The sequence below is a fragment of the Luteibacter sp. dw_328 genome, assembly GCF_018449605.1.
In the GTDB taxonomy this organism is placed as follows: domain Bacteria; phylum Pseudomonadota; class Gammaproteobacteria; order Xanthomonadales; family Rhodanobacteraceae; genus Luteibacter.
Map to the genome: position 1 here is coordinate 166,895 of NZ_JAAVUW010000002.1, position 11,965 is coordinate 178,859.

The 11,965-nt window shown below is 62.0% G+C and carries 11 protein-coding genes; 4 read left to right on the plus strand and 7 right to left on the minus strand.

The annotated features are described in order from the left end of the window. Nucleotides 1-283: 283 nt before the first annotated feature. Both HB634_RS05340 and HB634_RS05345 read left to right on the plus strand, forming a co-directional pair. Nucleotides 284-739 carry a hypothetical protein gene (locus tag HB634_RS05340; protein WP_213947839.1) on the plus strand — a complete coding sequence of 152 codons (456 nt, stop codon included), beginning with the start codon at nucleotides 284-286 and terminating at the stop codon, nucleotides 737-739. A gap of 640 nt (nucleotides 740-1,379) precedes the next feature. Further along, nucleotides 1,380-2,395, plus strand: a protein-coding gene (locus HB634_RS05345) for an IS3 family transposase (protein WP_255548426.1) whose coding sequence is annotated in 2 segments (ribosomal slippage) — nucleotides 1,380-1,575 and nucleotides 1,575-2,395 — 1,017 coding nt in all. Because the reading frame shifts where the segments join, the coding sequence is not laid out codon by codon here. Between the two features lie 346 nt (nucleotides 2,396-2,741). Here the strand turns inward: HB634_RS05345 and HB634_RS05350 are convergent. Further along, a complete protein-coding gene (locus HB634_RS05350; RefSeq protein WP_063572857.1) occupies nucleotides 2,742-3,473 on the minus strand; it encodes an AAA family ATPase in 732 nt (243 codons plus the stop codon). A gap of 166 nt (nucleotides 3,474-3,639) precedes the next feature. Here HB634_RS05350 and HB634_RS05355 point away from each other — a divergent pair, with 166 nt between their 5' ends. Further along, entirely contained in the window at nucleotides 3,640-4,134 is a 495-nt protein-coding gene (locus tag HB634_RS05355; RefSeq protein WP_213947840.1) for a hypothetical protein, read from the plus strand. Between the two features lie 44 nt (nucleotides 4,135-4,178). Here HB634_RS05355 and HB634_RS05360 read toward each other — a convergent pair whose 3' ends face one another. Next, nucleotides 4,179-5,204, minus strand: coding sequence for a magnesium and cobalt transport protein CorA (locus tag HB634_RS05360; RefSeq protein ID WP_063572860.1), 1,026 nt, complete (start codon nucleotides 5,202-5,204; stop codon nucleotides 4,179-4,181). 227 nt (nucleotides 5,205-5,431) lie between these two features. Between HB634_RS05360 and HB634_RS05365 the strand changes: the two genes are divergently transcribed. Then, entirely contained in the window at nucleotides 5,432-6,694 is a 1,263-nt protein-coding gene (locus HB634_RS05365) for a hypothetical protein (protein ID WP_213947841.1), read from the plus strand. Between the two features lie 16 nt (nucleotides 6,695-6,710). Here the strand turns inward: HB634_RS05365 and HB634_RS05370 are convergent, their stop codons facing one another. From HB634_RS05370 to miaB, 5 genes are all read right to left on the minus strand, one after another. Next, nucleotides 6,711-7,919: a DUF4105 domain-containing protein gene (locus HB634_RS05370; protein ID WP_213947842.1), complete on the minus strand. Its 1,209-nt coding sequence runs from the start codon at nucleotides 7,917-7,919 to the stop codon at nucleotides 6,711-6,713. Beyond that, a complete protein-coding gene (locus HB634_RS05375; protein WP_213947843.1) occupies nucleotides 7,919-8,788 on the minus strand; it encodes a transporter associated domain-containing protein in 870 nt (289 codons plus the stop codon). The genes HB634_RS05370 and HB634_RS05375 overlap by 1 nt, the downstream gene beginning before the upstream one ends. Nucleotides 8,789-8,945: 157 nt before the next feature. Further along, nucleotides 8,946-9,434: an rRNA maturation RNase YbeY gene (gene ybeY / locus HB634_RS05380; RefSeq protein WP_213947844.1), complete on the minus strand. Its 489-nt coding sequence runs from the start codon at nucleotides 9,432-9,434 to the stop codon at nucleotides 8,946-8,948. Continuing rightward, nucleotides 9,431-10,408 carry a PhoH family protein gene (locus HB634_RS05385; protein WP_213947845.1) on the minus strand — a complete coding sequence of 326 codons (978 nt, stop codon included), beginning with the start codon at nucleotides 10,406-10,408 and terminating at the stop codon, nucleotides 9,431-9,433. The genes ybeY and HB634_RS05385 overlap by 4 nt, the downstream gene beginning before the upstream one ends. Nucleotides 10,409-10,413: 5 nt before the next feature. Continuing rightward, nucleotides 10,414-11,763, minus strand: coding sequence for a tRNA (N6-isopentenyl adenosine(37)-C2)-methylthiotransferase MiaB (gene miaB / locus HB634_RS05390; protein WP_213947846.1), 1,350 nt, complete (start codon nucleotides 11,761-11,763; stop codon nucleotides 10,414-10,416). Nucleotides 11,764-11,965: the final 202 nt, after the last annotated feature.

Consider the following 11,965-nt stretch of genomic DNA (forward strand, 5'->3'; position numbering starts at 1 on the left):
GGCGTTCCGTCACCGCCGCGTTGGCGGAGGCGGACTGGTGATAGCTTCAGTAGAATCGTTACGTCGAGCAGGTGGTCCACCGTCGGGTGTTTCAAATAGGCGTGGAGACGAAAGCCGTGGGTAGTGTTCCGAAGATAGGCGCTGTTGCAAAATTTCGTAATGCCGCGGCAACAAGTCGCGCCAACGCCGGTGCCGGCTCTTTGGCTAGAGGTTTTGGTGGTGGCGCCGCATCGAGTGTGCCCGGCCCCTCGGGTGGGCCGGGTTCTGTCTGCGAGTGTTCCAAATGAGCCTGGAGACCGTGCCAATGGACAGTGTTCCAAGAATAACGGCCTTCGGAAAATGTCTAACTGCCACCGTGACGGTCATCCCAGTCGCCGTCGCGATATGGCTGCTCTGCGTTATGTCTAATCAAAATGAAGAGGGGCGTTACTTGATGTCGGTGACTGCCGCGGGTCTGCTCTTCGGGGGGTTGGCACTGATTCCAGGCCTAGTGCGGGCCGCTTCTACAAGGTTTTACGATGGAGGTGTAGAGCAGTTCGTGATTGCTTCTAGCGGAATTTTCTTTTCGAAAGTGAGGCTTGACTGGATATCTGTCGAGACGGTTTCATTTCGGAATCTCGCGTATACGATGTTTGGAAAAGGTGTGAAGATTCACGTGTCCCTCAGTTGCTTTTACGACTACCAGGCAACGGCCAAGTTCATTCATGCGAGCCTTCCTGAGGACGTTGTTAGGAAGTGAGTGAGTGTCGACGTCTCCTCTAGTCGACGTCCGTCTGGAAATCGGGAGCGCTCGCGTGGTTCGTCACTGTCCGTTACGACGGTGATGCCGATAGGACACGTCTTTGGTGAAAGTGAAATATCTTATTCGTCTTCTCATCCTCCTGATGTTCCTGTCTGGCTTCTGTTTTGTTGGCGGGTCAGCCTATCTCCAAAGGTCACTTCCTCGCCGCCCGATTGAAAGTTCGGGCAACATCATTCCTAGGAACATTCACGGCGCGTGGGTTTACGGGACGGAGCGAGAGTGGCTTATATATGACGCGCTGTTCTACGGTTTATTCGCCTTTGGACTTCCTGCGGGATTCCTGAAGCAGAGAGAGCAACGGTTGGGTCGAGAATAAGCGCAGCACGTAGGATAATTGTTCTCGTGCGGGACGCGATCATCGTTAAGCTGTAGCCTTTCGAGATCCAAAGGAACCCCTGTCGGATTCCATCTATGCTTCGTGTCACCTCCACTCGGTTCTACGATGGTGGCGACGTCCCCCCAGATTTGAGTAGCGGCCCGGTTTCGAGTTCAATCCCCCACAAGAAGGAGATTGGACGTGAAGAAGCGTTTTTCCGAAGAGCAGATCATTGGCTTCCTACGTGAGGTTGAGGCGGGTATGCCGGTCAAGGACCTGTGCCGCAAGCACGGCTTCAGCGAAGCCTCCTACTATTTGTGGCGAAGCAAGTTCGGCGGCATGAGCGTGCCCGAGGCTAAGCGACTGAAGGACCTGGAGTCGGAGAACGGTCGCCTGAAAAAGCTGCTGGCCGAGCAGCTTCTGGAAAATGAGGTCATCAAGGAAGCCCTGCGAAAAAAATGGTGAGCGCACCGGACCGGCGCGAGCTGGTGCGCTATCTGATCGGCCAAGAACTGAGTGAGCGCCGGTCGCTGGCGATCGCCGGCATGAGCGCAAGCGCTTACCGATACGAGCCGCGGCCCGACCCCAATGTCGAGCTGCGCGAGATGATCTGCGCGCTGGCGAATCGCCATAAACGCTACGGCGTCGGCATGATCTACCTCAAGCTCCGCCAGGCCGGACAGATGGTCAATTACAAGCGAGTTGAGCGCCTGTACCAGGAGGCGAATCTGCAGGTACGCCGGCGCAAAAGGAAAAAGGTGCCTCCGGCCGAAAGGCAGCCGCTGCTCCGGCCCGCAGCTGCGAACGAGGTCTGGTCCATCGATTTCGTCTTCGACCGGACCGCCGAAGGGCGCGTCCTGAAGTGCCTGACGATCGTCGATGACGCCACGCACGAGGCAGTCGCCATCGAGATCGAGCGGGCGATCTCAGGTGTCGGCGTAACGCGCGTCATGGACCGCCTGGCCGTCACCCGGGGTCTGCCGAAGATCATTCGCAGCGATAACGGAAGGGAGTTTTGCGGCAAGGCCATGGTCGCATGGGCACACGAACGCGGCGTACAGCTGCGCCTGATCGAGCCAGGCAAGCCGAATCAGAACGCGTACATCGAATCGTTCAACGGAAGGCTTCGCGATGAGTGCCTCAACGAACACTGGTTTCCCAGCCTTCTGCATGCCCGAACCGAGATCGAAAACTGGCGACGGGAATATAACGAGGAGCGACCGAAGAAGGCACTCGGCGGACTGACTCCCGCTGCCTACGCGAAACAGTTACATTAATCCTGAACTCAAGAACGGACCGCTACTGATGGCGGGGGGACGTCGGTGGTATCGAGCAGATCGTCCTCTTCTCCAAGGGGCATTTCTTGTCAAAGGTGAGGCTTGAGGGCATCTATCGAGACGGTTCATATAAGAATCTTGCATATACGATGTTTGCGAAGAGCCTTAAGGTTCAAGTGTACCTGGGGTGTTTTTATGTTCTTCAGGCGACGGCGAAGTTCATCCATGAGAACCTTCCGGCGGACGCAGTTAAAAAATGATCTGGCCGCTGGGTGCAGGGTGACTTCATCAGTCTCCGCTCCCTTCTCTGCATACGTCGGTTCGCGTGTCCGACGCGTCGTCTGGGTCACTCCAGTAACAAGGCGAGCTGCCGCTTTGGGTTTCCGAGAAACGCCTTCGTCACCAGGAAGTGCTCCGTCTCCTCATAAGCCGTCCTCACCAACCCCGACTCGCCAATCTGATAAATATCCGCATCCGGATAAGCCATCAAGATTGGCGAATGCGTCGCAATGATGAACTGCGAGTTCTTTGCGATCAGCTCATGCATACGCACCAGCATCGCCAGCTGCCGCGAAGGCGAGAGCGCAGCCTCGGGCTCGTCCAGGATGTAAAGCCCGTTGCCGCCAAACCGGTTCGTCATGACCGCGAAGAACGATTCGCCATGCGACTGCTCGTGCAGCGATCGGCCGCCGTATGAGTCGCCGACGCCGAGGTTCTCGATCTCCGTCGCCACGTTGAAGAAGCTTTCGGCCCGAAGGAAGAATCCATCCTTGGCGCGCTTGATCCCTTTGACCAGCGTCAAAGCCTCATGCAACTCCGAGTGCGAACGGCGCGTTCCGAAGTTAAAGTTCTTAGTGCCGCCCTCGGGATTGAATCCCCAGGACGTGGCGATAGCTTCGAGGAGTGTGGATTTCCCGCTGCCGTTTTCGCCGACGATGAAGGTCACCTTTGGGTGGAGCTTCAGGGTGCCGAGGTTTTTAACGGCGGGCAGGCAGAACGGATACACGTCGAACGAGGGCACCCGGTCCCGGCGGAGTTTTACGTCGAGCAGGTAGTGCTCGGCGTCCAGTGAGCTCATACGTAGCTTCCTTTTTGCTAGTAGCCCCCTGTGCATCTGCAGACGGGCGCAGGTGGCACATTTTAGCGGTGCCGCGTCTCAGAACAAGCGATCGTGATCAGTGCGGGATAATATGTCGAGCGGGACGGGAGCCCATCTTATTAGCCGTAAGTCATCGAGCCTCGCAATGCTAAGAACCATCCTTCTTTCGATCTTGACTGCGCTCGTGTCGGCAGCTTTCTGTCTCGTGTCCGCGCGGCTGAGAGAGCCTCGTCGCAAGGAACATTCCGAGTTCCGTTTTTCCACGAGCAGCCGGACTTTCATATGGATATTCACGTCCGCCGCCCTCGTAGGCCTTACGGCGGTGATGTCGGGTGATGGGTGCTTCCCGGTAACGGCATCAAGCTTGCTGTTCGCTGGAGGCGCGGCGGGTCTTGGATTTGCCGGCTGCGTGTGGACAGACCGGTTCGCCCTGAAGTATTTCGACGACCATTTGACCTACGGTGCTTTCAGGACGGCGAGGCTCGACTACAAGGACATCGTTTCCTTCAGGCTGATTCGTGGGGGGAAGGGTGGGCCCCACCTGATCATCAAGACGGCCAGGAGAACGATTTCGATCTCTGTGGATTCGCTTGGGGAGGCGACTGAGGTTTTGAAGGGTAAGGTGGGGGGTGGTCGCTAGTACCCATTCGCCGATGAATCGGCTCCTACAAAAGCGCGCTTTGGCTAGAACCACTTGTTGCGTTTTAGGGCTATGAAGATGATGCCGACGACGCAGGCGACCAGGCAGGTGATGGCGGGGTAGGCCCAAGGTTGTTGCAGCTCGGGCATGTGCGCGAAGTTCATGCCGTACCAGCTCGTGATCAAGGTAGGCGCCGCCAACATAGCCGCCCAGCCGGCAAGCTTCTTCATCACCTCGTTCTGTCCAAAGGTAACGAGAGCAAGGTTCACACTGATCGCCGCTCCGAGCATCTCGCGCATCGCGGAAATCGACTCGTTCACACGAAACACGTGATCGTAAATATCGCGAAAATACGCCCGCAGTTCATCGTGAATCAGGTGCGGATGCAAGCGCGTCAGCTGCGCCACGATGTCCTGCAACGGCACGACCGCCAGGCGCAGCGTCATCAGCTCGCGCTGCATGTCGTACAGCCGCTTGATGGTCTGCCGGTTGTACGTCTCGGCGAAGATGTCGTTCTCGAGCTCGTGCAGCTCTTCCCGGAAGTCGCGGACGATCGGCAGGAAGTTGTCGACGATGAAGTCGAGCACGGCGTAGAGCGCGTAGCTCGGTCCCATGCCGAGTAGTTCGGGCGATTGCTCACAGTTACGGCGTGCCGGTGCATACGACAGCGACGCGCCGTGGCGCACGGTGACGAAGTAGCGCTGACCGACGAAGATCTGCGTTTCGCCGAAGGCGATGTTGCCGCCGACGAGCTGGGCGGTCTGCGCGACGATGAAGAGGGAATCGCCGTAGGTTTCGATCTTGGTGCGCTGGTGCGCGAGCTGGGCGTCCTCGATGGCGAGGTCGTGCAGGTTGAATTCGTCCTGCAGCTTCAGCAGCAGCGCTTCGTCGGGCTCGTGGAGACCGACCCAGACGAAGGTGTCGGGCTCCTTCAGCACCTCGCTGATCGCGTCGATGGTGATGTCGCCAATGCGACGGCCATCGTTACGGTAGGCGACGCAATTGACGACCATGCCGCCGTTGGAAACGGGCGGAGCGACGGGTTCGGGGAGAATCGAGACGGAGGCCATGGCGGGCATGATGCCGCCCCCTGTGTGACGGGGCAATCGCGGATTCAGAAAAATCGCAAAGGCAGATCGGGCGGGGCCGGATGGGTATTCAGTCGCGGCCGGATTTCGCTAGCCGAGCCGGGTCCCTAGGGTAGTGGGGCGGAGTCGAAGCGGCCGGATCGCCACATCTTGCGATTCTCCCTGGCAGCTCCGTACCCAGGAAAACCCATGATCACAAGGAGCGTATCGTGACTTTGACCCCCCAGAAACCACCGCATGACACCGATGAGGCCAACGACATCCCGGCGTTCATGACCGAGGAAATGGTCCATGCCCGCCTCGGCATCGTCTATCTCTTCGCCAACGTCACCTGCGACGAAGACCGTTTCACCTTCAGCACCGACGGTGTCCTCGACCTGCTCGGCAGCACGCCGGTGAAACCCGTCGTGCCGCCTGGAAAGAACGACCCCGCCAGGTTGGCCGAGACACTCGACCGTGCCATCCGCGCCAATGAAGCCGTCCGCGACATCGACGCCGCGCGTTTGTCATCGCGCTCCGAGACTGCCAACGTGGCGCCGGAAGAGGGCGCGTTGCGCGATGAGCTTGCTACCGAGCTGGAACGCATGGCTACCCTCATCGCCGGGGCCACCCAGGAGCAGCTCGCCGGTGGCACGGGTGCCGCGGTGCCGCTCGCCGCTGCCGCCGCGGGTATCTGGGCGTCACGCCCGGCGCTGATGAAAGAGGTGACCCGGACCATCGCCGAAGCCGCGGCTGCGCAGGCCCAGCCCTTCGTACTCAGCGGCCTGACCACGGCGTCGGGTGTGATCGATGCTCTGGAAACGGGGTGCCAGCGTTATCTCGTCCACGCGCGTGGCAAGCAGGTGAACGTCCTTCCCGGCACGCCGACCACCACCATCGACGGCATCAAGCGCGCCATGGACCTCACGCTGGCCGGCAATGTCTATGCGTCCCTGAAGGGCGGAGCTCAACTGGTGGCGGAGGGCGTGACGGCGGGCGCTTCGAGCGCCATCGGTCGCATCGTGTTCTCGGCCATCGATGCGTTGGCCTCGTTCGTTCGGCGGGCGCACGACTTTTACTACATGCGTCAATTCTTCCATGAGGCGAAGGCGCACTGGGCGGACCGCAACCGTCCCGACGCCCTGCATCGGCGGCCGTACGAGTTCAACCTCTGGTACCGGAATGTCGCCATGCGCGTGCCGGTGATCCCGGTGCTCACCCTCAATAGCGGTCTCTGCGGCGACAAGGCCCACCTGCTTCGGATGTTCGGTCTCGAAGGCGAGCTGATCACGCAGGCGAAGTTCGACGCCGGCGTGGCTTATATCGACCAGCTGAAAACCTGGGGCGCGGGCTACCTGCGCGACGTGGGTTACGTCTTCGAAAGCGGGGACGCGGTCATCGCCGAACTGGTCAAGTCGGCAGCGGTGCCGGCAAACGAAAAACTGCGCACCCGGCTGTGGACCGCGTTGAAGAAACTGGTACCTCGAAAATAGCGAGGCACCGGCAAGCTCAGTCGTGGCGACGGCAGAACGTGGCGAACAACGCGGCCCAGCACGGCAGGGCGAGCAGTAACCACGGCATGTTCCGCTGCGGAAACTCGGGCCACAGGTGCAGCAGCAGGGCGATGACGCAGGCCGCGAACGACAGCGCGGTGACCCGCGATGCGAGGCGGCCGATCTGTCGACCGGCCACGCGCAGGCGCCAGATGCCCGGGAGCAGCAGCAACGCAAACGGCTGGAAGGCCAGCAGGTTGAAGTTGCCCCAGGCGGAACGATGCAGGGTCAGCGTCCACAGGCCGAGCATGAACAGGCCTGCCACGCCGGCAAACACGGTGAAAAGCGTGCCCGCGGCAACGAAGATGCCGCGGGCCACGCGATGCCGGGTAAAGGCGGGCAGGGCCAGCGGAATGGCCCATAGCAGGCCGGCGATCAGCAGTGGCCAGCGCAGGTCGGGCGCCTGCTCCGGCGGGGGATCTAGTTTGTTCTGCGCGAGCGTGTCTTCCTGGGCGACCAGCGGTCGCGCGTCGGCACCCTCGCCGACGTGCACGTGGCGCAGTTCCTCTTCGAGCACCATCGGCAGGAAGGCTTCCTTCCACGCGGTCATCGGCTGGTCGGCATAGGGGCCGAGGCCGAGGTCCATGCCCAGCATCAGCCAGGCCTGGTTGCTCATGAGGCGTGCCGTCTGCTCGCGGAACGTCATGCCACCCGGCTGCTCGCGCAGCTGGCGGTGGAGTGCACCACCGAGTGCGCCGTCCAGCGCATCACGTACGCGCGTGGTGCAGTTGTCGGCGTAATAGTCGTAGTTGTAGCCGGCGTTGGCCGGCTGCACGTTCCACAGCATGAAGCGGCGCAGGCTGTCTTTCTGCTCGTCGTCCAGCGCGAGGCGCTGGCGACGCACGTAGCGACCTTCGCCCGCATAGAACTCGACGTCGGACTGCGTGGTCTCCGCATCCATGCGGTACGCCATGATGCCGCGCGCGAAGTTGAGGATGAATCCCTTCTGGTCGAAGTCGAACACGCCGTAGTTGAAGGCGATGGCTTCGCCGCTCACGGTGTCACGCACTTCCAGCGCATCGTGGCCGAAGCGTTCCCAGTAGATATCGCCGGGCCCGTAGGTCATCAACGAGATTTCGAGGTTGGCAGCCGGGGCGTCCACGATGCCCGCGTGGGCGGCCGGAACGAAACACAGGGCTGCCAACAGCCAAAGGACGTAACGCATCAGGCCCCGTTATTTCCGTTGCCGTTACCGCTGACACGGGTAACGTGAAAGTGCAGCACGCGGCGATCGTCGGCTTCGGTGACGCGGAAAACGAAGTCGCCCATGGTGATTTCCTCGCCCACGCTCGGCAGGTGGCCGAACTCGGAGGTGATCATGCCGCCGATGGTGTCGAACTCTTCGTCGGAGAAGTGCGCACCGGCCACCTCGTTGAAGTCGGCGATGGGGGTGAGCGCGCTTACCGCGAACACGCCGTCGTCGAGCTGGGTGGCGAGGATCGGATCTTCTTCGTCATCGTGCTCGTCGTCGATCTCGCCGACGATCTGCTCGAGCACGTCCTCGATGGTGATGAGGCCAGCGACGCCGCCGTATTCGTCCACCACCAGGGCCATGTGGTTACGCGTGAGGCGGAATTCCGCCAGCAGCACGTTGAGCCGCATGGATTCGGGGATGAGCACCGCGGGGCGGAGCAGGGCGCGTACATCGCCACACTCGCTCTGGCCGAAGTACTTCAGCAGGTCTTTGGCCAGCAGGATGCCAAGGACTTCGTCCTTGTCTTCGCCGTGCACGGGGAAGCGGGAGTGACCGGATTCGACGACGGCGGCCAGGATGTCCGGCAGCGGCGCATCGACGGGCAGGCTGACGATCTGGGCCCGGGGGACCATGACATCGTCGACGCTGAGTTCGGTGACTTTGATCGCACCCTCGACCATGGTCAGGGTGTCGTTGGATAGCAGGCCATTGGCCTGGGCGGTACGCAGTTCTGCGATCAGTTCGTCGCGGTTGCGGGGCTCGCCGGAAAACATGTGGCCCAGACGGTCCCACCAGGATCGGTGAGTTGGGCCGTTGGTACTGCCAGGGTCCTCGTTCATTACTCTTTGATATTCGGCCCGAATGGGCGGAATGAGGAGTCTAACGGAATTTCCGTGACGGTTCAGGGGAAGGCGGCTTGGTAGGAGCCGATTCATCGGCGATCCCGCGCCAGCGGGCCAGGTTTCGGCCAGCACCCGTTCGCCGATGAATCGGCTCCTACCGAGCGGGGGAGGGCGCGGGGGAGGCTTCGATATACGGATCTGCGATGCCCAAACCAGCCAGAATCCTGGTCTCCAAAGCCTCCATCGCCTCGGCTTCGGCCTCGTCGATGTGGTCGTAGCCCAGCAGGTGCAGCGTGCCGTGGATGGTCAGGTGGGCCCAGTGGTCGGCGGGCTTCTTGCCCTGTTCCGCGGCCTCGCGGGCCACGACGGGCGCGCAGATGACCAGGTCGCCGATGAGCGGCAGATCCACGCCCGGCGGGAGCTCCACCGGGAAGGAGAGCACGTTGGTGGCGTAGTCACGGCCGCGGTACTGCAGGTTCAGCGCCTGGCCTTCCTCGATATCCACGATGCGGATCGACACCTCGCTGGCCTTGCGGCGGCGCGCTCCCTTCAAAGCGGCTTCGATCCAGCGACGGAAGCTGGCCGAGGCCGGCACGCCCTTGCGCGGCGCGGCATAGCCCACGGCGACATCGAGCTTGCTCAACGCGCTTCGTCCTTCTGTTCGAAGGCCTCGTAGGCACGGACGATCTTGGCCACGAGCGGATGGCGCACCACGTCGCGCGAGGTGAAGAAGGTGAAGCTGATGCCGTCGACACCACGCAGCACTTCGATCGCATGGCGCAGGCCGGAGCGGATGTTGCGCGGCAGATCCACCTGGGAGACGTCGCCCGTGATGACCGCGACCGAGCCGAAGCCGATGCGGGTCAGGAACATCTTCATCTGCTCGACCGTGGTGTTCTGCGCTTCGTCGAGGATCACGTACGAATCGTTGAGGGTGCGGCCGCGCATGTAGGCGAGCGGCGCGATCTCGATCACGTTGCGCTCGATCAGCTTGGCCACCTTCTCGAAGCCGACCATCTCGTACAGCGCGTCGTACAGCGGGCGCAGGTAGGGGTCGATCTTCTGGCTGAGGTCGCCGGGCAGGAAGCCGAGTTTCTCGCCGGCTTCCACCGCCGGACGCACCAGCAGCACGCGCTGCACGCGGTTGTTCTCGAGCGCCTCGATGGCGCTGGCCACGGCGAGGTAGGTCTTGCCGGTACCGGCCGGGCCGACGCCGAAGTTGATGTCGTGGCTGGTGATGGCGTGCAGGTAACGGGCCTGGTTGGGACCGCGGCCCTTGATCACGCCGCGCTTCACCTTGATCACCACTTCCTGCGCCGATTCGGCGGCCTGGTCGGCAAGCGCGTCGATACCGGACTCGGCCAGGTGCAGGTTGATGACCGCGCCGTTGAGCGTTTCGTGCTCGGCCGCCGCGTACAACGCACGCAGCACCTTCTCGCCGGCGCGGGCGGTGAGCTCGTCGCCAATGACACGGAAGGTGGCGCCGCGATGGTCGATTTCCACGCCCAGGCGCAGCTCGATCTGGCGGATGTGCTCGTCGAGCGGTCCACACAGATTGGCTAGCCGGACGTTGTCTTCGGGTTCGAGCGAGAAGTCGCGCTGGATAAGCTGGCTCATGGCATTCACGAGGCGAGCGCGACCTCTTCGTCAAGGCGGATGCGACCGCGGAGGGAGTTGGACATCGCCTCGGTGATCACCACGTCGACGAACTGGCCGATCATCCGGGCGTGGCCCGGGAAGTTCACGAAGCGCATGTTCTCGGTGCGACCCGACAGTTCGTTAGGGTCCCTGCGGCTGGGCTTTTCGACCAGCACGCGCTGCACGCTGCCGACCATGGCTTCGTTGATCTTGCGGGCGTTCTCGTTGATCGCGGCCTGCAGGCGCGACAGTCGCGCTTGCTTCACCACGCTCGGTGTCTCGTCCGGAAGGTTCGCCGCCGGCGTGCCGGGGCGGGACGAGAAGATGAAGGAAAAGCTCTGGTCGAAGCCGATGTCGTCGATCAGCTTCATGGTCTTTTCGAAGTCGTCGTCCGTCTCGCCGGGGAAGCCGACGATGAAGTCCGAGGACACGCAGATGTCCGGACGCACGGCGCGCAGCTTGCGGATTTTCTGCTTGAACTCGATCGCCGTGTAGCCACGCTTCATGGCCGAGAGAATGCGGTCCGACCCCGCCTGCACGGGCAGGTGCAGGTAGTTGGCCAGCTGCGGCACGTTGGCGTAGGCCTCGATCAGCGAGTCGGAAAACTCCAGCGGATGCGAGGTGGTGAAGCGGATGCGGCCGATGCCTTCGATCTGCGCGATAGCGTGGATCAGCACGGAGAGATCGGCCATGTCGCCATCGTGCATGGGGCCACGGTAGGCGTTGACGTTCTGGCCGAGCAGGTTGACCTCGCGCACGCCTTGCTCGGCGAGCTGGGCCACCTCGACGATGACGTCGTCGAACGGACGGCTGATTTCCTCGCCGCGCGTGTAAGGCACCACGCAGTAGGAGCAGTACTTCGAGCATCCTTCCATGATCGAGACGAAGGCGGTGGGGCCTTCGGCGCGCGGCTCGGGCAGGCTGTCGAACTTCTCGATCTCCGGGAAGCTGATGTCCACCTGCGACTTGCCGCTGGCGCGCTGGGCTTCGATCATTTCCGGCAGGCGGTGCAGGGTCTGCGGGCCGAAGACGAGGTCCACATAGGGTGCGCGCTTGAGGATGGCATCGCCTTCCTGCGAGGCGACGCAACCACCCACACCGATGAGCACCGGCTTGCCGCCCGCCTTGTGGGCCTTCCAGCGGCCGAGCTGGCTGAAGACTTTTTCCTGGGCCTTTTCGCGGATCGAACAGGTGTTGACCAGGATGACGTCAGCTTCCGCTTCGTCCTGGGTCAGCTCGAGACCGTGCGATGCGAACAGGACGTCGGCCATCTTGGCCGAGTCGTACTCGTTCATCTGGCAGCCGTGGGTCTTGATGAAAAGCTTGCCGCTCATGGGCCGGGATACCGTGATTCGTGGGGGGTTACCGAACCGCGCAGTTTACGCCGCCACCACCCACGTTGCCACAGGGTTCGGCGGATCAATGACTTGCGTGAGGAAGATCACGTTATTGGCCCTTGGCAGGGCATAGGTGCTCGGGCACACTCGCGCCCATGGTTCACGACGCGACGCGAGGGGAAAGCGCCGGCCATCCCGC

Excerpts from the sequence above, each read along its gene's own strand:
- HB634_RS05340 (WP_213947839.1), top strand. The coding sequence starts at position 284 with ATGAGCCTGGAGACCGTGCCAATGGACAGTGTTCCAAGAATAACGGCC.
- HB634_RS05350 (WP_063572857.1), bottom strand. The coding sequence starts at position 3,473 with ATGAGCTCACTGGACGCCGAGCACTACCTGCTCGACGTAAAACTCCGC.
- HB634_RS05355 (WP_213947840.1), top strand. The coding sequence starts at position 3,640 with ATGCTAAGAACCATCCTTCTTTCGATCTTGACTGCGCTCGTGTCGGCA.
- HB634_RS05360 (WP_063572860.1), bottom strand. The coding sequence starts at position 5,204 with ATGGCCTCCGTCTCGATTCTCCCCGAACCCGTCGCTCCGCCCGTTTCC.
- HB634_RS05370 (WP_213947842.1), bottom strand. The coding sequence starts at position 7,919 with ATGCGTTACGTCCTTTGGCTGTTGGCAGCCCTGTGTTTCGTTCCGGCC.
- HB634_RS05375 (WP_213947843.1), bottom strand. The coding sequence starts at position 8,788 with ATGAACGAGGACCCTGGCAGTACCAACGGCCCAACTCACCGATCCTGG.
- HB634_RS05385 (WP_213947845.1), bottom strand. The coding sequence starts at position 10,408 with ATGAGCCAGCTTATCCAGCGCGACTTCTCGCTCGAACCCGAAGACAAC.
- miaB (WP_213947846.1), bottom strand. The coding sequence starts at position 11,763 with ATGAGCGGCAAGCTTTTCATCAAGACCCACGGCTGCCAGATGAACGAG.